Raw genomic sequence first — 20,767 nt, forward strand, 5'->3', positions numbered from 1 at the left:
ATCGATGCGGAACTAGTCTCCGGTCATGAGCGGCTTCGAGATCACTGCGATCGGCACGGTCCGCAACGACCGGACGGACATCCAGCACAGCGACAACTGGGGTGCCGTCCGCAGCACGATCGTCGTCGACGAGCGCTTCGGCGAAGCATGTCTCCAGGGCCTGGAGGAGTTCTCCCACGTGGAGGTCCTGTTCGTCTTCGACCGGTTCCCGGACGACGGCGACCACCGCGAGCCCCGCCCCTACCGGGGCCGGGCCGACCTGCCGCCGATGGGCGTGTTCGCCGGCCGTGGCCCCCGCCGGCCGAACCGGATCGGCGTGACGTGCTGCCGGATCGAGTCCGTCGACGGCCGCGAACTGACGGTGGTGGGCCTCGACGCCGTGTCAGGCACGCCCGTCATCGACCTGAAGCCGGTGCTCGAGGAGTTCGTCCCCGCGAACGTCCGGCAGCCGGAATGGGTCAGCAGCATGATGTCCGAGTACTTCCAGCCGTAGCAGGTCTCTGCCTGCCTCCCGGACCACGCTGCCGGGTCTGGTGAAGCACGCGACCCTCGTCGAGAAGGTCTGGTTCGACGAAGCCCGATCGCCGGCGTCACCCGCCGGCGGCCTCGTCGGGGTCACCGGCGAACGAGTCGGGGGCACGCATCCGCCACGCGTCGGTGACCAGCTCCGTCAGACGCTCGACGCCGACGTGCGCCAGCCGCAGCATGACCAGCGGTGACCCGTCGTACGCAGGCGTGGTGAAGAAGAGGTCGGGCTCGCCGAGGAGCAACGCCTGCTTCTCCGCCTCGTCGCCCACGTACAGCACGGCGATGTCGGTGCGAATACGCCGCGGTCTGCCGGGCGTCCGCTCGGGATAGGACCAGACGAACCCCTTGCCCGCGACCCGGAAGTCGAAGCCGTCACTGTCGATCTCGACCACGTGGGGCAACGACAGCGCCACCCGGCGGACGTCGTCCGCGTCAACCATGACGGTCACCAGGGGACACCGCCTTCCACACCGGCACAGCCTAGCCGCCGCTCCGCCCCGCGGTGGGCAGGCCACCAGCGCCCGGTCACGACCCCGGCCGTTCCCGAAGGTCAGATGGTGAATCCGCCGTCGACGTTCACAGTCGCCCCCGTGACGTAGCGCCCGTCCGGGCCGGCGAGGAACGCCACCGCGGCGGCCACGTCGGCCGGCTGCGCGTAGTGGCCGAGCGCGGTGAACCCGTTGATCGTGTCGGCGTTCGGACCGTCGGCCGGATTCAGCTCGGTGTCCGTGGCACCGGGGTTCACCAGGTTCACGGTGATCGCCCTGCCGCCGAGTTCGCGCCCGAGCGCCTTGGTCAGGCCGATCAGGGCGGTCTTGCTCATCGCGTACAGCGAGAAGCCCGGGAAGACCGTCCGCTCGGCCGTGTTGCTGCCGATGTTGACGATCCGTCCACCGGCCGACATGTGGCGCACCGCGGCCTGCGTCGCGACGAACGGCGCCCGGACGTTGACCGCGACGGTCTGTTCGAACTCGTCGAGACTCAACTGCTCCAGCGGCCCGAGCAGGAACGCGCCCGCGTTGTTGACCAGGATGTCCAGCCTGCCCAGCTCACCGACCGCCCGGTCCACCGCCGCGATCACCGCCGCCGGGTCGGCGCTGTCGGCCCGCACGGCGATCGCCCGCCGACCCGCGGCCCTGATCCGGTCCACCACGTCGTCGGCGCGTCGCTGATTCTGCTGGAACGTCAGCGCCACGTCGGCGCCGTCCTCGGCCAGGCGCAGGGCCACCGCCGCGCCGATGCCACGGCCACCGCCGGTGACGAGAGCTACCTTGCCGTCGAGTGCGTTGTTCATGCGGGAAAGCCTGGTCGACGACGGGCCGGCTGTCCGGCGGGGATCGGACGCCGCGTTCGCGACGCCGCACGGACGTCACGAGCGGCCTGGCTGAAATCCACCTCCTCTTCCCGAACCTCTGTCTCCCGCTGCTTCCCGGAAGGGCGCGGATGGCAAGCTGCCATGATGCTGGTGGAGCCGAGCGGTGACTACTCCTGGCTTTTCGACCTGGTCGCGAGCGACCCGGGCACGCGCCACCAGGCGCTGGCCCGTCACCAGGCAGCCCTCGCCGCGGCGAGCGACGCGCTGGACGAGTGGAACGGCCTGTGGTCGGCGCACTACCGGTCGAGGTCCAGTCAGGCTCGGCTCCAGGCGGCGATGGACGAGGCGCACGCCCGCCTTCGCCGGCATCAAGAGCAGACGATCGATGCTCCTCTCGGCGCCTTCCGGGATTCCCCTGACGACGACCTCGACAGACGCGCCCGGTGGGCGCCGTACGCCGTCCTGTACCTGCAGTGGGAGACGGACCATCCCGACGAGTGGGGAGCGCGGGAGTCGTCGATGTGGTCCCGCTGGGGGACGAAGGAGGTGCTCCTGCACCGATTCCGTCGGGCCGGCGTCCCGGAGGGCGTCGAGCCACAGCTCGCCGCGTTGACCCTCGCGGCGCTGAGGCGCCCGTACCGGTGCAAGGACTGGATGTACGCGGGCCTGGTCCGTCATTTCTCCGACCCGCTGTTCTTCCACGAGGTGGCGACGCTGACGTACGCCGACGATCCACTGGTTCGGCTGCGGGCGCAGTTCGTCCTCCAGGTGGCCGAGCACCCGGAGCGGAATGTCACCCGGGTGAGCTGGCGACGTTGGCTCGACGCGAACCAGCTGACCGCCTGATCCCCCCTCACGCCGGGGCGCGAGGGGGGGGTGAGTCACCCGGCCCGGGCTCCTCCGTCCTCAGTTCATGGCGATGTAGAGCCGCTGACCGGCGGGCCGGTAGCCCACGCGCTCGTAGACCCGCCACGACTCCGCACCGCCGGCCTCCAGCCAGGCGACCTCGGTACCGGCGCTGAACAGCCGCCGGGTCACCTCGGCGGTGATCGCAGACGCCAGTCCCCGGCGGCGGTACGGCGCGCGAACGGCGATGCCTGCCACCTCGCTGACCGCGCCGACCGGTGCGGCCGCACCGCCGCCGCCCGCGCAGCCACCGCCCTCGGTGACTGCCGCGACGACCACGCCCCCGGCGTCCTGCTGGCGCCGCAGGCGAGCCACGTCGGCCTCGGAGGCGACCGGATAGCCGCCGAAGGCCTCGTTCTGCACCCTGATCAGCGCGGCGCGCCGGGAGTCGGTACCCGGTTCGCACAGGCTCAACTGGTCCGGCACGGGTGGCGACGCCAGCGTGCCCGGCACGCAGACCAGGTAGGTGTGCCGGGCTTCCACGGTGAAGCCGGCGGCGGTCAGCAGCGCCTCCAGATCGGGGGCACAACTGGTGACGTACTCCAGACGGGGTCTGCGGTCCGCGGCGCGGAACGCCGCGACCAGGGCGGTGACGTCGGCCGCGGTCACGGCGGCGCCGGGACGCGGCGTCGCGTAGTTGACGTACGGGCTGGTCGTCGTCGGGTCCAGCCCGATCACGAAGGGCCCCACCTCGACGGGTGCGGGCCGGCGGGACAGGTTGACGACGACGGACTGCTGGATGCGGGCATCCATGCTCAACGGGAGACCTCGATGCATGAGAGAAGCTGCGACGGGCGGAGGAAACGTCGGGCCGCCCCGCCGTGTCGCAGGCACGCGACGGTCGTCAGTCGCGTGGTCGACACTCAGGCGGCCGCTCGGCCTACCCGGATCACAGGCGTCATTCCCTCATGCAGAGTGCCCACGCGGTGCGCGTGGCCGACTGCAACCTTGCCCTTCCCGACCTGGACGTGTCAATCGCGTACGGCCGGGCGTCGAGAATCATCTCGCTTGTGGTCCGAGATCGCGGCGAGGTCTTCCGGACGAGACGCCGGCGTCGCAGACCACCGACCTGCGACGGATCGTTCTGCACGTCATCGAGGAGACCGCTCGGCACGCCGGTCACCTGGACGCCGTACGCGAGCTGATCGACGGGCGCACCGGGCTGGGACCACGCTGAACCGAGCCCGACGAGTGCGGTATGCAGCACGGGCGTCCGCGCAGACGGCCCGACGGGCTCGCCGAAATGGCTCTATGCTGCCGCGATGCAACCCCGCTTGATCAACCAGGTGCGGCTGCCCGGCATGCGGCATGTCACGGAGGCAACCGGCCTCGGCTGGGCGGTCACTGAGCGGGACAGCGTCACCGTCAACCTGCTCGACCACGACCTGCGTCGCGTGACGCGACTGGCGGCGCCTCTCGACGACCCGCCGATGACGGTCAGTGCCACCCGTCGACTCGTCGCGGCGGGCGACGCGCATCAGATCGTCGTGCTCGACCACGACGGCACGGTTCGGTGGCGCAGCAGCTGGGATCGGCTCGGCGGCAGCGCCGGCGCCGGCTTCCACCTCGACGGCGACCACGTCCTCTGGATCCGTCTGGGCGACACCGCGGAACTTGTCGCCGTCCACGGTGTGAGCGGCGCGGAGATCCATCGCACGCCGCTGCCCGGTCCCGAGGCCGCCTGGTTCATGCACTCACCCGAGGGCGTCTGGACCGGCTTGACGCTGCTCGATCCCTACCGGTCACGCGCCATGCTCATCCGGCTCGACGCCGAGCGCATCGTGTCCCGGCCGCTGGCCGGTGGCGGTCTCGCCGGTTTCAGCCCGGCAGGCGGCCGCTACGTGACCCAGACGCTCGACGGGTTCCTGTCCGTCCGCGACGTCGCCTCCGGTGCCGTCCTCACAGAACGACACCTGGAAGACCTGCCGGGCACGCCGCCGAGCCTCCCGAGCTGCCGACACGTGGACCGTGCGGTGTTCCTGAGCGAGGAGCTGATCCTCGCCGCTCTGAACACCGCAGACCTGCCGAACAGCGCCGAGGGTCATCTACTGCTGTCGGCGCTCAGCCTCCGGTGCCGCTCCCAGGTGCGCTACCCGCACCACCACGGATCCGGCGCCGTCCACCCCTCGTACCGGCCAGGCCGGTGGCTCACCCGTCATCATGAGGACGATCAGCTCCGGCTGTGGCAGCTCGGCGCTCGCCTCGACGACGAGCCGATGCCGGGCCAACTCGCACTGCTCTGACGGCACCGCCCTGCCGGCCGCACCCGTCCGGCGTCGGACGCGCGTCCGCTGCCGCCGGCCAGCAGCGCGTGGTGGGTGGATGCCGGTGTCAGCAGCCGCGGATCAGAGCGGTCAACGGCGCACCCGATAGCGCAGGTGAAGCACCCGGTTGCCCTGAATCACCACGTCGGGATCCTCCAGCAGGTGCTGCGCGTCGACCGACCCGAAGTAGCGCTTGCCGGACCCGAGCACCACGGGTACGACGTCCATGCGTACCTCGTCGACCAGGCCCGCGGCGAGCACCTGGCCTCCGACGTCGCCGGCGGCGACCTCGACGATGCGGTCACCGGCGAGTTCCTGCGCCTTGGCCACGGCTGCCTCGACGCCGTCGACGAAGTGGAACGGCGCCTCGGCGTCCCAGCCCTCGGGCGCCGGCCGGTGCGTCACGACGACCACGTGGTCGATCCCGCTCGGCGGCTTCCCGTCCCAGCCGTCGGTCAGGTCGAAGACGTGCCGGCCGACGACCGTCACCCCGATCTGGTCCCAGTACGGCCGGATGTAGTCGTGGGAGGTCTGCGACACCCTCAACGCACCACTGGCGTCCAACGGGACGTCACCGCTGGTCAACCAGTCGAACAGCGGTCCGGGCTGGTCGTTCTCGTCCGCGACGAAGCCGTCCACCGACACCGAGCTGTACATGACGACAGTGCCCACGGGGCTCTCCTCTGCCTTGGGTGCCCCCAAGTTAGCGGGCCGGGAGTCTACGAACACGATCCCAGCCGGACGCTCGCGCGTTCTGCTGACCGCGAAGAGGTCTTCATGCGCTCTCGTCCACCGGCCATGCTGGCTCGATGGATGTGCCGAGGCGCCCCACCTCCCAGGCCCTGCTCACGAACCTCTACGCGGCCTTCAACAGGCGTGACGTCCCCACGCTGCTGGCCGCCCTGACGCCGGACGTCTCGTGGCCCAACGGCTGGGAGGGAGGCGTCGTCCACGGCCGGGACCAGGTGGGTGCCTACTGGCGCCGGCAGTGGGACCAGATCGAGCCCGTCGTCACGCCGACCGCGTTCCGCACGGAGGCCGACGGCCGCGTCGCCGTCACCGTTCATCAGGTCGTCCACGACAAGGTCGGAGCGAAGCTCGCCGACCACACCGTCACGCACGTCTACCGCCTCGACGACGGCTTGGTGACGGAGATGGAGATCCGCGAGTGACGCCACGTCCTCATCGGCGTCCGCTGGTCATGCATCCGAATCGGCGATGAGTTTCGTTTCGGCGTCCGGTCAGCATTCCTGTGCACCGATCTCCCGACACCGGGCATAGCGTCATGACCGCTACGTACAGGAGGCAAGCGTGAAACTTCTCCTCACATCCGCAGGCGTCCAGAACCCGAGCATCCACGATGCGCTGGTCGACCTGCTGGGCAAGCCGATCGCCGAATCCAGTGCCCTCTGCATCCCCACGGCGGCGTACCCAATGGGCGGACCGGCGTCGGCCTGGCGCTTCATCACCGGTCAGACACCGCTGCCCATGAGCGGCCTCGGCTGGAAGTCGCTGGGCGTCCTCGAACTGACAGCGCTGCCCAGCATCGGCCAGGAGCACTGGATCCCCTGGGTCCGCGAGGCCGACGTCCTGCTCGTGCACGGCGGCGACGCGACGTACCTGTGCCACTGGATGCGGCAGTCCGGGCTGGCGGACCTCCTGCCGTCACTGCGGGACACCGTCTGGGTGGGGCTGAGTGCGGGGAGCATGGTGCTGACCCCACGGATCGGTGCGGAATTCGTCGAGTGGCAGTCCGCACCCGACGACCGGACACTCGGGCTCGTCGATTTCTCGATCTTCCCGCACCTGGGCCTCGAACCGGACAACACCATGGCCGCTGCCGAGAAGTGGGTGGCCGAGATCGCCGGTCCGGCGTACGCGATCGACGACCAGACGGCCATCAAGGTGACCGACGGCACCGTCGAGGTCGTCTCCGAGGGGCACTGGAGGCGGTTCCCCTCGTAGCGGTGGCTACCCGAGCAGCGTCGCCGCCACGGCCAGTGTGGCCAGCGACAGCGTCGTGGTCACCACCACCGCCCGGTTGGCCACCGCCTCGCCGACGCCGTACTCCTGGGCGAAGATGAACGTGTTCTGCGCCGTCGGCAGGCCCGCGCACACCACCACGGCGAGCAGCTGCGGCGCGGACAGGTGCAGGGCCAGCCCGGCCGCGTACGCGACGACCGGCTGCGCGACCAGCTTCAGCGCGCTGACCGCGGCCAGCTCGGCCGCCCCGGCCGGCTCGGCCGGCTCGGCCGGTTCTGCCCGCGACGGCGCCGTGCGGTGCAGCGACGCGCCGAGCGCGACCAGGGCGGCCGGAACCGCGGCACCGGCCAGCAGCGTCAGCGGCGCGGCGGCCGCCGACGGCAGGCGCAGGCCGGCAGCCGAGCACGCGACACCGAACAGCGACGCCAGGATCACCGGGTTGCGTACGGGCAGGGAGGCGATCCGGCGCACCCTGATCCGCCCGGCCGGGTCGCTGTGCCGGTCCAGGGCGACCAGGATCACGGGCGCCACCACCAGCACCTGCAGCAGCACCACCACCGCCAGGAACGACACGTCGCCGAGAACCTGCGTCGCGATCGGGATGCCGAGGTTCGCCGAGTTCACGTACCCGGCGGCCATGCCCCAGATCGGCCGTTCGCCGGGCTCGCGACCGAACAGCCGGCTCGCGCCGGCCCACCCGAACCCGACGACCGCGACGGTGCTCACCGCGAAGGCGAGCAGCGAGCGGCCGGCGAATCCGGACAGCGGCATCCGGGACAGGGCCAGGAACAGTGCGGCCGGCATCGCAAGATGGAACACGAACCGGCCGAGCACCGACGCCGCCGCCTCGCCCAGCAGGCCCCAACGGCAGGCCGCGTAGCCGACCGCGGTGAGGATCCAGATCGGTACGAACGCCGCCACCAGGCTCATGCGGGAGTCACCGGAGCGTCGCGCCCCGTCAGGGGCCGGCGGACGTCCGGAGCGTACGAGCCGAGGAGCCCGGCGACGATCTCCACCTGGGCGCGGGTGTCATGGACCTGCCGCAGGGTGAGCCCCGTTCCGTGACACTCCACCGCACCCTCGCCGGTCTTCAGATACACCGACGCGTCCACGGTGCCTACCAAGCCGACGGGCAGCCGAGGGCTGTCCACGCGTACATCGATCGGAAAGCCACGCGTTCAGCCTCGCATCGCCCTCGGGACAGGGCCAGCGCTCACGGCTCTGCGGATGAGCGGATGGCACTGGGCGCTGCTGCAAAACCTTGTCCCGCCGGGTAGCGGCCGAATGCATGATCCACAACGCGCGAGAGATCCACTACCCTGCACCGCTGTGCGGCTCTTCAAGAAAAAGCAGAAGCTCTCGGGCGGCGAGTTCGCGTTCGACGGCTTCCTCGACGACGAGTCAGAACTCTTGAACGAGGCGCTGCTGGATCGCGAGTGGGACGCGGCCCGCAGGATCCTCGCCGCGGCCGACAAAGAGCACTTCATGTACTACGTCGCGGTGGCTGCCGCTACCCCCGGTGTCGAGGAGTGGATCGACGGACCAATACGGGCCCAGCCGGATGATCCGCTGCCGCTACTCATCGGCGGCGCCCGCGCGATCTCCTGGGCCGGCGAAGCCCGCGGCGACGGCTGGGCCAACACCGTACCCAAGGAGGCCTGGCCCGTCTGGTTCCAGCGCCTCGAACTCGCCGAAAACCTGCTCGACCAGGCCCTGGACCGCCATCCAGCAATGGCCGACGCGTGGCGCTACAAGATCGCCCTGAGCCGCTACCGCCAGCTACCGGCCGTGGAGCGTTGGCGGCGATTCAATCGACTTATCGAGATCGATCCGTCACATCTGTTCGGGCACGAGGAAATGCTCGACTGCCTGTTGCCCAAGTGGGGCGGCAGCTGGGACGCAGCGTTCCGCTTCGCCCGGGAGCGAACCGCGGCCCGCCCCGCTACCAACGTCCCCTTAGTGATCATGAAGGTGCATCGCAACTTCCGCTGGGAGGGCGAGAACGGGGAAAACCGGTACTACCAACGGCCGGACGTTGCCTCGGAGATCTACGACGCGGCCGAGCAGTCGTTCTGGCATGACGACTACGAGACCACAACCCTGACACCGATCCTCTGGAACTATTTCGCCTTCGCGCTGACCTACGGCCGGTACTTCAAGCAGGCCTGCACCCTCTACGACGCCATCGGCAGCGACTTCGTCCGCAAGGAACCGTGGCATACCGCCGAGCACTACCGCGATATGCGCGACTGGGCCCGCAAGGAAGCCGCCGACCCCCACTACCACGACGAGTGAGCCCAACCCAGTTCGTGAACGTCGCCTGCTGATTGCCCTACCGGCATCCAGGAGTCTTGCGGGAAGGATCCCCACCCGATCTCGACCCGCCCAGCGCCTAGGATGGTCCCGGTGACCATCCCCGAACGGCGATCCGCCGACGTCCCGACCGACGAAGCCCGGGTCGACGAGGCCCTGCGGTTGCTCTCCGGCGTGCCGGTCGCGCTCGAAGTCGCCGTCAAGCGGCTCAGCCGTGGCAGCGGCGTCTACGCCTGGTGGGCTGCTCCCTCGGTCCTCCCGGACCTCCCCGGGCCGCCGAACGACAGCGACCCGTCGCGGCGGATGCTCTATCTCGGCCGGGCGACCAGCCTGCGGGGCCGGATCCTGCGCAACCATCTGCGGCGTTCGGGCAGCTCGACCCTGCGCCGTACGCTGGCCGGCCTCCTCGTGTCCGAGGGCTACCGCACCACCTGGACCGACCGCGTCGTCCTGGTGCCCGAGGACGAGACGCGGCTGACCGCGTGGATGCACGAGCACCTGCGCCTGACCTGGGCGGAGGACCCCGAGCCGACGATCATCGAGGCCGAACTCGTCAGGCGTCTGCACCCGCCGCTCAACGTCCACGGCGTCGACCCCGAGCACATCCAGGCCGCAGTGGTCGCCGCCAAGAACTCGTACAACACCAGCAGCAGCCCGGCCCAGCCCTAGCGAACGCCGCAGCCCGGCACGCCGCCGGGATCACCCGATCCGCCGGATGCGTACCCTCGGGCGTTCGTTGCGCAGGTGACCCAGCTTGTGCTGGCGGACCTGCTCCTCCCACACCTCCTGGTCGTACTCCGGATCCGGCGCCGTCCACCGGTGCGACCCGTCGCTGTAGTGGAACTTCTCGTCGCCGGCCCGCAACACGCTCACCGCACCCACCCCAGGAACCGCCTGTGCAACGTCCCGGCCGGCGCCCAGCTCAGATCCGCCGTCGCCCGCACCAACTGCGCCCCCAGGTACACCGCCAGCGACACCGGCGCACCCTCGTACTCCGCAAGAAGCTCCCGCCGCCGCGTCGCGCACGGCCACGGCGCACCGCACCCGCCGCACGTCCAGATCGGCAGCACCGGCCCGTGGGTGCTCACCCGCGCACCCCCAGGAAGCGGGCGACGCTCGCGCGCGCCTGCCGGCTGGTCGCCCACGCGACCTGCCAGCAGGGGTACGGAGTCAGCCGCGCCCACCACAGCCGGCAACCCACGCACATGCCGTCCAGACCCCGTACGTGCACCGCGATGATCGCCTGTTCCGTGGTTCTCACTGGTCCTCCTGCGACGGCCAGTGACCGCGATTGATCGGTACGCGGTGACGGTTCCGGCACGGCAGGTCCGCACCACAGCGGCACACCCACCGCCACTTCCGCCACGACCAGGCCGGGCGATGCCGGCGTACGAGCGTCGACGCGACAGCGAGGAGGTAGCCCTCGTAGGGCAGGCGCCTCCTGCGTGACCTGGAGGGTGCGACGACGTCGGCGTCCCGGCGCGGAGCTTGTGCCGCTGCCGACTCGACGGGCGCTGTCTGCGCATGATCGGATTCGGCCAGTGCGAGGATCCGCCGCTTGGCCGCTTCCCATTCGGCCTTCTGCGTTTCCTGGCCCGTGCGGCGCCAACCGTTCCGACCGCCCATCACCACCTCCGTCCGCTCCGGGACGACGGACACTGCACAAGGGAGTGCGGTGTCGCGCCCGGCAGGATGAGGCGTTTCCTCACCCGAAAACGGACACTAGGGCCGCATGGTGATGGAGAAATTACCGCTGGTTATGCCGCCAGGCTGATGCCCAGCCGCCCGGCCAGCAGACGCAGTTCGTTCGGCACCGCCCGCCGCTTGGCTCGCTGCGCCATCGCGACCACCGCGTCCTGGGCGAGCGGGTTGAGGGAGAACGGCACCGGCGCGGCCTGTTCCGCACGCACGAACGCAGCGATCGCCTCGTTGTCCCGGCGACCGGAATCGGCCAGCGCCCGCCCGAGGTCGAGCCAGTACGACATCTGCCGGATCGACGCCGCCAGCACCTGCGGCCGTACCGTGCGGGACAGCTCGATCACCCGGCCGGGCTCGCCGGACTCGGCCGCGATGGACATCTCCCACAGCGTCACGTTCGTCGGCCCGAATCCGCAGCCGTTGAATCCCACGCCGTCCGCCGGGTCACCGAGGGTCGCCGCTTCCCGGGCGGCCTCGGTCAGATGGTCACGCGCGGCGTCCGGGCGCCCGCTGACTGTCGAGGCCAGAGCCGCCGACAGGTGCAACTGACCGAGCATCTGCCGGACCCGCTCGTCGGACGCGGCGGACTGCAGCTCTGCAAGGGAGCGGTCAGCCGCCCGCGCGGCGAGGGACGCCGACTCGATCGGCAGACTCTGCGCGTACGCGAAACGGGTCGCGCCGAGCCACGCCGCCTCCTCGACGTCCTCGGCCGCCGTCACCGCCACCCGCGCCGCGTTCAACGCCAGGTGGCGGTACCCGAGGTGCCGCAGACAGGCGGACGCCTGGTACGCCACCTGCGCGAGCGCAGGTCCACCGACTGCGGCGGCCTCCAGCAGCAGGCCGGGCAGCATCTGGGCCATTGCCGGGAAGTTCGAGCGGTGGCGGAGCTGCTCACTGCGGGCGATGCCCGCCGCCAGCGCTTCCCGGGTACGCGTCGACGGCCGCCGCTCGCCGTCCTCGATCTCGATGAGTGCGGACCAGATCGCCGGTACGCACTCGGCCGCGCGCTCACGTGCCGGGTCACCCGTCTCGGTGCCCTGCCCGAGCAGGTCCGCGACCGTGACCTGCAACGCGGCGGCGACGGCGACCAGGGTGGAGCGCCTGTCGATCGTCTTACGGCCGGACTCGACCTGGGAGATGTAGGACTGGCTGACCCCGGCGAGCCCGGCGAGAACGGCCTGGCTCATCCCGCCACGGCGCATCCGCCAGTAGCGAATCCGGGCACCGATCGTGTCGGCCTTGCTGGCCATGTCTCGCCTGCCTCCCAGGACGAGGGCTGGGACTCCGGCACCGGCCGGTGAAGCCGGCATACCCCGTGCGCCAGTGTACGTGGATCGGTGCTCTCGCATTGACGTCGAGGCGGTTCCTACCTGCCGCTCCCCCGCGCTCTGTGGTCGACTGGTTGGGCCGACCGGAGGTGTGACCGACATGCCAACGCCGCCTGCCTACCTGGCAATCGCCGCCGATCTACGCGCCGCGATCCTGTCCGGAGAACTTCCCGCTGGAGCCAAGTTGCCGTCCGAGTCCGGCCTGATGCGCCAGTACGACGTGAGCCGGACCGTCGCCAAGTGGGCCATCGCCGTCCTCAAGGGCGAGGGCATCGTGGAGGGTCGCGCCGGATCCGGCGTATACGTCCGAGACACCACCAGGCTGGTCCGTCATGCCCGAGGCCGCGACGTCCGCTCCGGCGACGGCCCGACTTCCCCGTTCGCCCGCGACGCGGCCGACGCTGGGCAGCAGGGCACGTGGGAGCACGACAGCCGACACGAGAAGGCCGATGAGCGGATCGCCGCCCGGCTCGGCGTCGAGCCGGGAGCGCCCGTGATGCGGACGTCGTATCGCTTCCTCGCCGACGGCGAACCGATACAGCTCTCCGTGTCGTACGAGCCGCTCGCCGTCACCGAGGGCACCCCGGTTGAGTGGCCCGAGGACGGCTCCGTGAAGGGCGTCGTGGCCCGCATGGACACCATCGGCGTACGGGTCGACGAGGTCGTAGAGTGTGTCAGCCTTCGATCAGCGACTGCCGAGGAGGTCGAGGCTCTCAACCTCCCGGCCCGCACGTTCGTACACACCATCGAGCGGACCTACACGGCGGGCGGTACGCCGGTGGAGACGGCCGACATCGTGCTGCCCGGCGGTCGATACGAACTCGTCTACCGTCTCCCCATCGACTGACGAGTTGACGAGGGGGATGCGATGTCGACAAGGCCTGATGAGGAGTCGCTTCCGATGAGGACCGATCCTCACGCGGGAGCCATGAGCTTCATCTTCGAGGCGGGCGTACTCAAGCGCGCCGCACGGACCGGTTGGTGGTTCGCCGGTGTGAAGCACCCCGAATCGATCGCCGAACACTCGTTCCGCACGGCGCTCATAGGCATGATGCTCGCGGCCATGGAGGGCGCCGACCCGGGTCGCGTCTCGATGATGTGCGTCCTGCACGACACCCAGGAGACCCGGATCACCGACATCCCGCACATCGCCAAGCGCTACCTCACCACTGCGCCTAACACCGCCGTCACCGCCGACCAGGTCGCCGCCTGCCCGCCCGCCGTTGCCGACGTGATCAATGCTGCCGTCGCAGAGTACGAGGCCGGCGCAACTCTGGAAGCCATCGTGGCCCGCGACGCGGACAAGTTGGAGTGCCTCGTCCAAGCGGTTGAGTACCGGCACCAGGGGGTCGCGGACGTTCAGCGCTGGATCGACAGCTCGCGCGCCGCACTGCGGACTACGTCCGCTCACCGCCTTGCTGACGCCGCTCTCACCGGTGCACCGACGGCCTGGCTGAATCCTCCACACCCGTGATGCAGAGGTCGACCCACGGCCCTTCGCATCTAGCTTTCCGTCGCCCTACGGAGGGGTCTCCGTCACGTTCAGGAAGGTGACGCTTGCCGCAGGCACTGAACGAAATGGCCCCATAACGCCGCAGCTCGGCGCGTGTCAAGATTGGCCGATGCGCGTACAGCGGAATTGCCCCACACGCCTCCCCGCGCGCATACTTTCCGCGCCGTGAGGGACAGCGCACGCTCCATTAGCTTCGTAACACCTTCCCCATCCACGTTCCTGCCGACCACCCCGATCCGACCGCTGATGCGCTTATCGCATTTGCACCTTGCCATATGATGGACGCGTGACCCTCGAAGAGGCAGTGATACGACAGGGCGTAGCCAGTGACGCCGCTTACGCCGGGAACCTTACTACGGATATTCACGCCATAGCTGGCGGCGGCGCGAGCACCCTGTCCTTCTGCATCAGTCCCTACTTGTCTCTCTACATCCATGAGTCACTGGCGAAACTCAAGGCCATCGACCCCGCAACGTCGGCGCTGCTCACCAGCGGCGTCCAGCAGATTGTGGCGCGCTCCCGTCACAGCCTGAAGCTCTTCGAGGACACCAAGCGCGGGGTCGACGGGCAACTTGCCTACTTCCGCGACGTGCTCATGCCGGCGCACCGAGGCCGCTTCCTTGGTAACGTGCGCTTCAAGGTGTTCCGGTTCCTCGAAACCGACCTCGGCCTCTACCGCTATGACGGGCGCCTGATCAGCACTACCCATGCCGCCAACTTCCACATGGGCCAAGACCCACAGGCCATCCTCACCATGTCTGGAGCCGACATCCAGGCGATCTACCAGGAGTATGGTCACTTCGTCGCCACGCTGGGCGGGCGGCTTGGCACCCCTGGCCAGACTTTTGTGAGCCACCTAGACGGCCGCAAGTTCAACTCCCACGTGGATGACGTCCGCTCGGAGCGCTACTACCCGAAGGTCTTTGACGGTTCGTCCAACCCGGACCTAAATGCGCTGCTCACAGTGTTTCAGGCGATGCTGAATTTCGCAAACATCGCCAGCACCGGCGGATCTGGCGCCACCGACTATTCCGCCTTTAAGATTCGCTTCCTGACGCTGTACCAGGTCCTCGGCAGCCTCCGCATTCTGCGCGACGGCCAGCTCCGGACGCTCACCAGCCGTTCCATTCAGTTCATCAACAAGCTGGTTGACTCACCGGAAGCCCGGCTGATCTTGGCGCCCGCCGCCAAGCCGTTCCGCAACACGCTGATGCACTACAACCTAAACCCCAAGGTGGACAAATCACGGGTCGACATCGGAGCGCCGCTGTTCGGACTCGTCCCTATCTACTTCCCGGCCCATGACGCCGGGACGTTCGCGTCAGCCATCGACGAGTGCATCGCCGAGGCGGCCACCACCATGGACGAATGGGCCAACCTACCCTAGCCTCAGTCTTGCGCTAGCGATCGACGGTTCGCTGCAGCCCTACGACCGGCATCCGCTCCTGCCGCGATACGCACGATACCCAGCGTAACGCTGGCTTGCTTTGAGGCATGATCAGGAGCAGCGCGTGATCAGTCTGGTGACGATGTACTAGGCGGAACGGTAACGCCTCTCACCGATGCACTCTTCTGCCGCGATCGGCGCGGCATGCTCCCCGAACGAGCGGCCGTGCCGGCGACTTCTGAACCTGCCGAAGAACTGGCTCCGGTTCGGGCCGGAGGCCCTACCGTCCCTCATTCCGACGGCCGATTCAGCTACCGGCTGCCCGGCTTGGTCTGAAACCAGAGGATCACGGTCGCGGCGAAGAACAGCAACACAAAGAACACGCATGGGCAAAGCAGGAGCAACGCCATTCCTTCCACGGCGCACAGCCTAGGCTCGTTTCACCCGGGCGACCGCGCCCGCGGCGGCAAAAGGGGCGACCATGTCTCGTACGGACAAAGACGGTCCACACTCCCCGCGCCCCGGCCCGCGGTTGCTGGCCGGGGCGGAGGCCCACCGCGTTGATTCGTCCACGCCGTCTGGACCAGCAGGGAGCGTCAGGCCGCGAGAGCCGCATGCCGTAACGCCGCGAAGGAACATCGCGATAACGGGATGGTCGACACCATCCCGACGACCAGGCATCACCGACAGGGTGCTCAGTGGCTCTGGTGGTGACGGCAGGGCCGGCTCGCCCGACACACACAGCTCAGAACCAGCTTTCGCGCATGTCCAGCGTCGTCCGGTCCAGCCCTTCCAGCAGGTCGAACTGCGCCCCCACCTTCGGCAACTCCCACCGGTAGAAGTACCGCGCCGCCTGCCTCTTCCCCGCCAGGAACTCCCCCTCGGCCCCATCCGGCGACCCCAGCGCCTCCACCGCCAGCACCTGCTCCAGCCACATCCACGCGATCACCACGTGCCCGACCGCCTCCAGGTACACCGACGCGTTCGCCAGCGCCAGCTCCGGATCACCCGGGGCCCACAACCGCCGCGTCACCACGGCGATCCGGTCCACCGCCGCGCCGAGCTGACCGGCCAGCTCGGAGGCGAACCCCTCGGCCTTCCACGCCCGGGTCACGGTGCCGCGGATGGTCTCCAGCAGCAGCTCCAGCGCTGCGCCGTCGCGCATGGTGACCTTGCGGCCGAGCAGGTCCAGCGCCTGGATGCCGTGGGTGCCCTCGTGGATGGCGTTGAGCCGGTTGTCCCGCCAGTGCTGCTCGACGTCGTAGTCGCGGGTGTAGCCGTACCCGCCGTGCACCTGGATGGCCAGGTCGTTGGCGGCCAGGCACCACTGCGCCGGCCAGCTCTTGGTGATCGGGGTGAGCAGGTCCAGCAGCAGCTGTGCCCGTTCGCGGTCGGCCTCGGCGGGTGCGGTCTTCTGCTCGTCGAGCAGCCGTCCGCAGTAGAGCACCAGTGCGAGCGCGCCCTCCACGTAGCTCTTCTGCGCCAGCAGCATCCGGCGTACGTCGCTGTGGGCCACGATCGGCACCTGCGGCGTGGTGGGGTCCTTGTCGGCGACCGGGCGGCCCTGCGGGCGCTGACGGGCGTACGCGACGGACTTCAGGTACGCGGTGTAGCCGAGCGCTGTGGCGCCGGCCCCGATGCCGATGCGCGCCTCGTTCATCATGTGGAACATCACCGCGAGCCCCTGGTGCGGCTGCCCCACCAGGTAGCCGACCGCCCCGGCCCGCCCGTACGGCCGGTGCACGCCCTCGCCGAAGTTCAGCAGCGTGTTGGTGGTACCCCGGTAGCCGAGCTTGTGGTTGAGGCCGACCAGCACCACGTCGTTGCGCGGCCCGAGGTTGCCGCCGTCGTCGAGCAGCACCTTCGGCACGATGAACAGCGACAGGCCCTTCACGCCGGGCGGCGCGCCGGGGATGCGGGCGAGCACCAGGTGCACGATGTTCTCGGCCAGTTCGTGGTCGCCGCCGGAGATCCACATCTTGGTGCCGACGATCCGGTACGTGCCGTCGTCCTGCGGCTCGGCCCGCGTGGTCAGGTCGGCCAGGGAGCTGCCGGCCTGCGGCTCGGACAGGCACATGGTGCCGAAGAACCGGCCCTCGATCATGGGGCGTACCCAGGTGTCGATCTGCTCGGCGCTGCCGTGGGCGAGCAGCAGGTTGGCGTTGCCGAGGGTGAGCATCGGGTACGCCGACGTGCCCACGTTGGCGGCCTGCAACCAGGCGAAGGCGGCGGCGGCCACGGTGTGCGGCAGTTGCAGGCCGCCGACCGACTCGTCCATGGTGGCGGCGAGCAGCCCGGTCTCGGCGAACGCCTCCAGGGCGGCCTTGACCTGCGGGATGGTCCGCACGCGCTGCCCGTCGAACGTGGGTTCGCCGGTGTCGGCGGCCCGGTTGTGCGGGGCGAAGCGTTCGGCGGCGACCCGCGCGGCGAGGTCCAGCACCTCGTCGACGGTCTCCCGGGTGTGCTCGGCGTAGCGGGGCCGCTCGGTCAGCCGCGCCACGTCCAGCCAGTCGTGCAGCAGGAACGCGAGGTCACGGCGGGACAGCAGCAGATCGGACGAGGACAACGTGGACTCCTTCCGGTCAGCCGCGGCGCAACCCGGCGACGGCCTCCCGCAGGTCATCCTGACCGATCGGAGCCGGTGGCGCACCCTCCGCCGCCTCCCGGAGCGCCTTGGCGAGTTGCACCCGGCGCAGCACCTCCCGGAGGTCCGCGCCGGTCAGCCCGGCCGTGTCGGCGGCGAGCGCGGCCGGGTCGACGTCGTCGGCGAACATCTTGAAGCCCGGCCGCTCGTGCCGGTCGATCAGTTCGCGGATCATCTTGCTGAGGATCTCGGCGCGTCCGGCCTCGTCCGGCGCCGGGATGGCGATCTTCAGGTCGAAGCGGCCGGAGCGGATCAGCGACGCGTCCACGCGCTGCGGGAAGTTGGTCGTGGCGACCACGATGACGTCCGGGTTCTCCTCGAACAGCGTGTTCATCTCCTGCTTGAAGATGCCCGCGACCGCGTTGACCGCCTGGCTGGCCGCGTCGCCGCCGGCACCGGCGTAGCTGATGATCGAGTCGAACTCGTCGAACAGCATCACGGTGGGCCGCCGGTAGCGGCGTGCCTCCCGGAAGATGCGCTTGATGTTGCGTTCCGAGCCGCCGAGGTACTTGTCCAGGATCTCCGGGGTACGGATCTCCACGAAGTCCGCGCCGACCTCGTTCGCCAGCGCGCGGGCCAGCATCGTCTTGCCGGTGCCCGGCGGGCCGTACATCAGGATGCCCTGCGGCCTGCGCGCGCCCCAGCGGGCCATCGCCTGCGGGTGCCGGAACGACACCGCCACCTCGCGGAACCGCGCGACCACGTCGGGGAGGCCGCCGACCTGGTCGAGGGTCACCGCCGCGCTGCGCGGCCCGGCCACCGTGACCGGTCGCCGCCCCACGAGGTACGTCCGTCCGCGCAGCACCGCCGGCTCCTCGCTGTCGCCGGACAACTCGCGTACGGCCTGGAGCAGCAGGCCCAGCATCGCCCGCAGGTGCGCCGGATCCACGTCGGCGCTCGGTACGTCGGCGCGGATGCGTACCGTGCCGTTGTCCTGGTCGACGCGGGGGCGCAGCCCTGCCTCCTCGGCGGCGCGCAGCACCTCCCGGCCGGCCGGGTCGCGCGGCGGCGCGACGAGCGTGGCGACCGGGCGAGGCCAGATCCGCCGCCCGGCCTCCGCCGCGATCCGGCCCACCGCGGCGGCCGGGCCGTCGCCGCCGCGCGCGGCCAGCCGCTCGGCGAGCAGCAGGCCGACCGGCCCGGCCAGCCCCAGGGCGATCAGGCCCGCCGGTGCGGCCTCCACCCGGAGGTACGCCTCGAAGCGGTGCACCGGCGGTTCGGCGGCGGTGTCGGCGCGCACGGTGCAGCGGACCTCCCGCACCGGGGCGGGGAAGTCGCCGCCGGACAGCAGGTCCACCGGACCGTCGACGGCGGCGGCGAGCAGCCCTGCCGCGTCGGTGATGCGCACCTCGGCGCCGAGCAGCGGCACCGTCTCCTCGTCCGGCCGTACCTCGGTCATCGGCAGCCCTCTCCTCGCGGCGGCGTCCGCTTCCCTCGCGTGGCGTCCGCCTCCGAGTCTGGCACCGGCCCGGCCGGGCGGCCACCGCTCAGCTCGCCTCGGCGAGCAGGCCGTCGACCAGGTCGCGGGGCAGCCCGTGGGTGTCGTGCAGCCAGTGGTAGTCGCGTTCGGTCAGCGGCCCGCGCGCCCGTACCCGGTCCACGAGCGGCCGTCCGCGTCGCAGCAGTCCACGGAAGCGGCGTTCCTCGTCCACCAGCGTCGCGTGCAGCGAGCCGACGTCGACCGGCCGCATGCTCGGATCGGGCACCTGGCGGAAGCGGCGCAGCGTGTCCGCGTACACCTGGGGTGGCATCTCGTCCAGGGTGCGCGCCGGGTCGTCGCGCCACAGCACTGTCAGCGCGCGGCGCAGCAGCCGCCGCAGCACGTACCCGCGGCCGGTGTTGCCGGGGCGTACCCCGTCACCGAGCACGACCACCGCGGACCGCAGGTGGTCGGAGACCACGCGCAGGTCCTCACCGCGCAGGTCCCACCGGTCGCGGACGACGTCCACCCACGGCCGCAGCCCGTCGCCGGTGAACACGGACCGGTCGCCGCGCAGCACCATCTCCAGCCGTTCCAGGCCCATGCCGGTGTCGATGCTGGAGTGCGGCAGCGGCGTGAGCCGCCCGTCGGGGTGCCCGTGGTAGCGCATCTGCACGTGGTTCCACACCTCCACCCAGCGCGCGTCGGTGCTCGGTGTGCCGGTGGGCGGGCCGTCGCCGGTCCACACGAAGATCTCCGAGTCCGGTCCGCAGGGGCCGGTCGGGCCGTTGGACCACCAGTTGTCCTCGCCGAGCGCCTCCACCGGGACGCCGAGCCCGGTCCAGGTGTCCCGCGCGGTGTCGTCCGGGCCGAGCCGGTCGTCGCCGCCGAACACCGTCGCGTGCAGTTTCCCCGCCGGGATGCCGAACCCGTCGGTGAGCAGCTCGAAGCCCCAGCGCAGGCTCGTCGCGATGTCGTAGTCGCCGAGCGACCACGAGCCGAGCATCTGGAACACGGTCAGGTGGGTGCTGTCGCCCACCTCGTCCAGGTCCGTGGTGCGCAGGCACCGCTGCACGTTCGCCAGTCGCCGCCCGCCCGGGTGCGGGCGCCCCAGCAGGTACGGCGTGAGCGGGTGCATGCCGGACGTGGTGAACAGCACCGGGTCGCCGGGCGGCGGAACGAGCGAACTCTCCGGCGCACGCCGATGGTCGTGCCGCTGGTAGTGGTCGAGGAACGTCCGGGTGATCTCGTCGGGTGTCATGGCGGGTGCCTTCCGGGTACGGGTGACCGGACGGCCCGCCGCGCGCGTTTGACGGCGTCGACACGACGACGCCGGCGGACCGTTTCCGGTCGCCGGCGTGGGTGTGGGGCAGGTCAGGCGGCGGCAACCGGCGAGCGGGAAGCTCGCGCGGCCGCGGCGGTAAAGGTGCGCCTGCTCTGCATACTCCGACGGTAGCCCGCCCCGCAC

The 20,767-nt window shown here is 70.3% G+C and carries 22 protein-coding genes and 1 pseudogene; 11 read left to right on the forward strand and 12 right to left on the reverse strand.

What is annotated here, in order from left to right; all coding sequences use genetic code 11:
- The first annotated feature begins 25 nt into the window (after positions 1-25).
- Positions 26-493 (forward strand): SAM-dependent methyltransferase, encoded by a 468-nt coding sequence (locus ABD52_RS07345; RefSeq protein WP_013477100.1) that lies wholly within the window; start codon positions 26-28, stop codon positions 491-493.
- A 97-nt stretch (positions 494-590) separates the two neighbouring features.
- On the opposite strand, the gene ABD52_RS07350 is transcribed toward ABD52_RS07345, so the two are convergent.
- Together ABD52_RS07350 and ABD52_RS07355 are read right to left on the reverse strand one after the other, a co-directional pair.
- The gene (locus tag ABD52_RS07350) at positions 591-968 is read right to left on the reverse strand and encodes an MmcQ/YjbR family DNA-binding protein (RefSeq protein ID WP_030269034.1); all 378 of its coding nucleotides are present in this window, start codon (positions 966-968) and stop codon (positions 591-593) included.
- Between the two features lie 110 nt (positions 969-1,078).
- On the reverse strand, positions 1,079-1,822 hold the full coding sequence (locus tag ABD52_RS07355) for an SDR family NAD(P)-dependent oxidoreductase (protein WP_013285894.1): 744 nt from the start codon (positions 1,820-1,822) through the stop codon (positions 1,079-1,081).
- Positions 1,823-1,984: 162 nt separating this feature from the next.
- On the opposite strand from ABD52_RS07355, the gene ABD52_RS07360 reads away from it, so the two are divergent.
- The gene (locus ABD52_RS07360; RefSeq protein ID WP_047891279.1) at positions 1,985-2,689 is read left to right on the forward strand and encodes a hypothetical protein; all 705 of its coding nucleotides are present in this window, start codon (positions 1,985-1,987) and stop codon (positions 2,687-2,689) included.
- 60 nt (positions 2,690-2,749) lie between these two features.
- Here ABD52_RS07360 and ABD52_RS07365 read toward each other — a convergent pair whose 3' ends face one another.
- Positions 2,750-3,502 (reverse strand): GNAT family N-acetyltransferase, encoded by a 753-nt coding sequence (locus ABD52_RS07365; RefSeq protein ID WP_047891280.1) that lies wholly within the window; start codon positions 3,500-3,502, stop codon positions 2,750-2,752.
- A gap of 22 nt (positions 3,503-3,524) precedes the next feature.
- Here ABD52_RS07365 and ABD52_RS41390 point away from each other — a divergent pair, with 22 nt between their 5' ends.
- Entirely contained in the window at positions 3,525-3,926 is a 402-nt protein-coding gene (locus ABD52_RS41390; RefSeq protein WP_255352837.1) for a DUF664 domain-containing protein, read from the forward strand.
- 85 nt (positions 3,927-4,011) lie between these two features.
- Entirely contained in the window at positions 4,012-4,992 is a 981-nt protein-coding gene (locus ABD52_RS07375; RefSeq protein ID WP_047891282.1) for a hypothetical protein, read from the forward strand.
- A gap of 111 nt (positions 4,993-5,103) precedes the next feature.
- Here ABD52_RS07375 and ABD52_RS07380 read toward each other — a convergent pair whose 3' ends face one another.
- The gene (locus ABD52_RS07380) at positions 5,104-5,685 is read right to left on the reverse strand and encodes a dihydrofolate reductase family protein (RefSeq protein ID WP_047891283.1); all 582 of its coding nucleotides are present in this window, start codon (positions 5,683-5,685) and stop codon (positions 5,104-5,106) included.
- Positions 5,686-5,822: 137 nt separating this feature from the next.
- Here ABD52_RS07380 and ABD52_RS07385 point away from each other — a divergent pair, with 137 nt between their 5' ends.
- Both ABD52_RS07385 and ABD52_RS07390 read left to right on the forward strand, forming a co-directional pair.
- Positions 5,823-6,185 (forward strand): nuclear transport factor 2 family protein, encoded by a 363-nt coding sequence (locus ABD52_RS07385; RefSeq protein ID WP_047891284.1) that lies wholly within the window; start codon positions 5,823-5,825, stop codon positions 6,183-6,185.
- A gap of 139 nt (positions 6,186-6,324) precedes the next feature.
- Entirely contained in the window at positions 6,325-6,978 is a 654-nt protein-coding gene (locus ABD52_RS07390; RefSeq protein WP_047891285.1) for a Type 1 glutamine amidotransferase-like domain-containing protein, read from the forward strand.
- A gap of 6 nt (positions 6,979-6,984) precedes the next feature.
- Here the strand turns inward: ABD52_RS07390 and ABD52_RS07395 are convergent, their stop codons facing one another.
- Positions 6,985-7,926 carry an AEC family transporter gene (locus ABD52_RS07395; protein ID WP_047891286.1) on the reverse strand — a complete coding sequence of 314 codons (942 nt, stop codon included), beginning with the start codon at positions 7,924-7,926 and terminating at the stop codon, positions 6,985-6,987.
- Positions 7,927-8,325: 399 nt separating this feature from the next.
- Between ABD52_RS07395 and ABD52_RS07405 the strand changes: the two genes are divergently transcribed.
- Together ABD52_RS07405 and ABD52_RS07410 are read left to right on the forward strand one after the other, a co-directional pair.
- Entirely contained in the window at positions 8,326-9,291 is a 966-nt protein-coding gene (locus ABD52_RS07405) for a hypothetical protein (protein ID WP_047891288.1), read from the forward strand.
- Positions 9,292-9,393: 102 nt separating this feature from the next.
- A complete protein-coding gene (locus ABD52_RS07410) occupies positions 9,394-9,978 on the forward strand; it encodes a GIY-YIG nuclease family protein (RefSeq protein WP_053065313.1) in 585 nt (194 codons plus the stop codon).
- 30 nt (positions 9,979-10,008) lie between these two features.
- Here ABD52_RS07410 and ABD52_RS40115 read toward each other — a convergent pair whose 3' ends face one another.
- From ABD52_RS40115 to ABD52_RS07425, 4 genes and pseudogenes are all read right to left on the reverse strand, one after another.
- Positions 10,009-10,182: a hypothetical protein gene (locus ABD52_RS40115; RefSeq protein ID WP_166456489.1), complete on the reverse strand. Its 174-nt coding sequence runs from the start codon at positions 10,180-10,182 to the stop codon at positions 10,009-10,011.
- Positions 10,179-10,397 (reverse strand): hypothetical protein, encoded by a 219-nt coding sequence (locus ABD52_RS07420; protein WP_047891290.1) that lies wholly within the window; start codon positions 10,395-10,397, stop codon positions 10,179-10,181. The genes ABD52_RS40115 and ABD52_RS07420 overlap by 4 nt, the downstream gene beginning before the upstream one ends.
- Positions 10,394-10,711, reverse strand: a pseudogene (locus tag ABD52_RS41650) (hypothetical protein); the annotation flags it as partial. The pseudogene ABD52_RS41650 and the gene ABD52_RS07420, both read right to left, overlap by 4 nt.
- 355 nt (positions 10,712-11,066) lie before the next feature.
- On the reverse strand, positions 11,067-12,257 hold the full coding sequence (locus tag ABD52_RS07425; RefSeq protein WP_047891291.1) for a helix-turn-helix domain-containing protein: 1,191 nt from the start codon (positions 12,255-12,257) through the stop codon (positions 11,067-11,069).
- A 178-nt stretch (positions 12,258-12,435) separates the two neighbouring features.
- On the opposite strand from ABD52_RS07425, the gene ABD52_RS07430 reads away from it, so the two are divergent.
- The 3 genes from ABD52_RS07430 (at position 12,436) to ABD52_RS07440 (ending at position 15,235) form a co-directional block, all read left to right on the forward strand.
- Positions 12,436-13,182 carry a GntR family transcriptional regulator gene (locus ABD52_RS07430; RefSeq protein WP_047891300.1) on the forward strand — a complete coding sequence of 249 codons (747 nt, stop codon included), beginning with the start codon at positions 12,436-12,438 and terminating at the stop codon, positions 13,180-13,182.
- A gap of 54 nt (positions 13,183-13,236) precedes the next feature.
- Positions 13,237-13,809, forward strand: a complete 573-nt coding sequence (locus ABD52_RS07435) for an HD family hydrolase (protein WP_047891301.1) — start codon at positions 13,237-13,239, stop codon at positions 13,807-13,809.
- A 325-nt stretch (positions 13,810-14,134) separates the two neighbouring features.
- Positions 14,135-15,235, forward strand: a complete 1,101-nt coding sequence (locus tag ABD52_RS07440; RefSeq protein WP_047891292.1) for a hypothetical protein — start codon at positions 14,135-14,137, stop codon at positions 15,233-15,235.
- Between the two features lie 745 nt (positions 15,236-15,980).
- Here ABD52_RS07440 and ABD52_RS07445 read toward each other — a convergent pair.
- The 3 genes from ABD52_RS07445 to ABD52_RS07455 form a co-directional block, all read right to left on the reverse strand.
- Positions 15,981-17,801 (reverse strand): acyl-CoA dehydrogenase, encoded by a 1,821-nt coding sequence (locus tag ABD52_RS07445; protein WP_047891302.1) that lies wholly within the window; start codon positions 17,799-17,801, stop codon positions 15,981-15,983.
- A gap of 16 nt (positions 17,802-17,817) precedes the next feature.
- Positions 17,818-19,278 carry a 26S protease regulatory subunit gene (locus tag ABD52_RS07450; protein WP_047891293.1) on the reverse strand — a complete coding sequence of 487 codons (1,461 nt, stop codon included), beginning with the start codon at positions 19,276-19,278 and terminating at the stop codon, positions 17,818-17,820.
- An 88-nt stretch (positions 19,279-19,366) separates the two neighbouring features.
- Positions 19,367-20,560: an alanine--tRNA ligase-related protein gene (locus ABD52_RS07455; RefSeq protein ID WP_047891294.1), complete on the reverse strand. Its 1,194-nt coding sequence runs from the start codon at positions 20,558-20,560 to the stop codon at positions 19,367-19,369.
- Positions 20,561-20,767 lie beyond the last annotated feature (207 nt).

Origin of the sequence: Micromonospora sp. RV43, from assembly GCF_001029515.1 — a bacterium.
GTDB classification, from domain to species: Bacteria; Actinomycetota; Actinomycetes; order Mycobacteriales; family Micromonosporaceae; genus Micromonospora; species Micromonospora aurantiaca.

Coding starts and splice junctions, on each gene's coding strand:
- ABD52_RS07345 (WP_013477100.1), top strand. CDS start 26: ATGAGCGGCTTCGAGATCACTGCGATCGGCACGGTCCGCAACGACCGG.
- ABD52_RS07350 (WP_030269034.1), bottom strand. CDS start 968: ATGGTTGACGCGGACGACGTCCGCCGGGTGGCGCTGTCGTTGCCCCAC.
- ABD52_RS07355 (WP_013285894.1), bottom strand. CDS start 1,822: ATGAACAACGCACTCGACGGCAAGGTAGCTCTCGTCACCGGCGGTGGC.
- ABD52_RS07360 (WP_047891279.1), top strand. CDS start 1,985: ATGATGCTGGTGGAGCCGAGCGGTGACTACTCCTGGCTTTTCGACCTG.
- ABD52_RS07365 (WP_047891280.1), bottom strand. CDS start 3,502: ATGGATGCCCGCATCCAGCAGTCCGTCGTCGTCAACCTGTCCCGCCGG.
- ABD52_RS41390 (WP_255352837.1), top strand. CDS start 3,525: ATGAGAGAAGCTGCGACGGGCGGAGGAAACGTCGGGCCGCCCCGCCGT.
- ABD52_RS07375 (WP_047891282.1), top strand. CDS start 4,012: ATGCAACCCCGCTTGATCAACCAGGTGCGGCTGCCCGGCATGCGGCAT.
- ABD52_RS07385 (WP_047891284.1), top strand. CDS start 5,823: ATGGATGTGCCGAGGCGCCCCACCTCCCAGGCCCTGCTCACGAACCTC.
- ABD52_RS07395 (WP_047891286.1), bottom strand. CDS start 7,926: ATGAGCCTGGTGGCGGCGTTCGTACCGATCTGGATCCTCACCGCGGTC.
- ABD52_RS07410 (WP_053065313.1), top strand. CDS start 9,394: ATGGTCCCGGTGACCATCCCCGAACGGCGATCCGCCGACGTCCCGACC.
- ABD52_RS07425 (WP_047891291.1), bottom strand. CDS start 12,257: ATGGCCAGCAAGGCCGACACGATCGGTGCCCGGATTCGCTACTGGCGG.
- ABD52_RS07430 (WP_047891300.1), top strand. CDS start 12,436: ATGCCAACGCCGCCTGCCTACCTGGCAATCGCCGCCGATCTACGCGCC.
- ABD52_RS07435 (WP_047891301.1), top strand. CDS start 13,237: ATGAGGACCGATCCTCACGCGGGAGCCATGAGCTTCATCTTCGAGGCG.
- ABD52_RS07450 (WP_047891293.1), bottom strand. CDS start 19,278: ATGACCGAGGTACGGCCGGACGAGGAGACGGTGCCGCTGCTCGGCGCC.
- ABD52_RS07455 (WP_047891294.1), bottom strand. CDS start 20,560: ATGACACCCGACGAGATCACCCGGACGTTCCTCGACCACTACCAGCGG.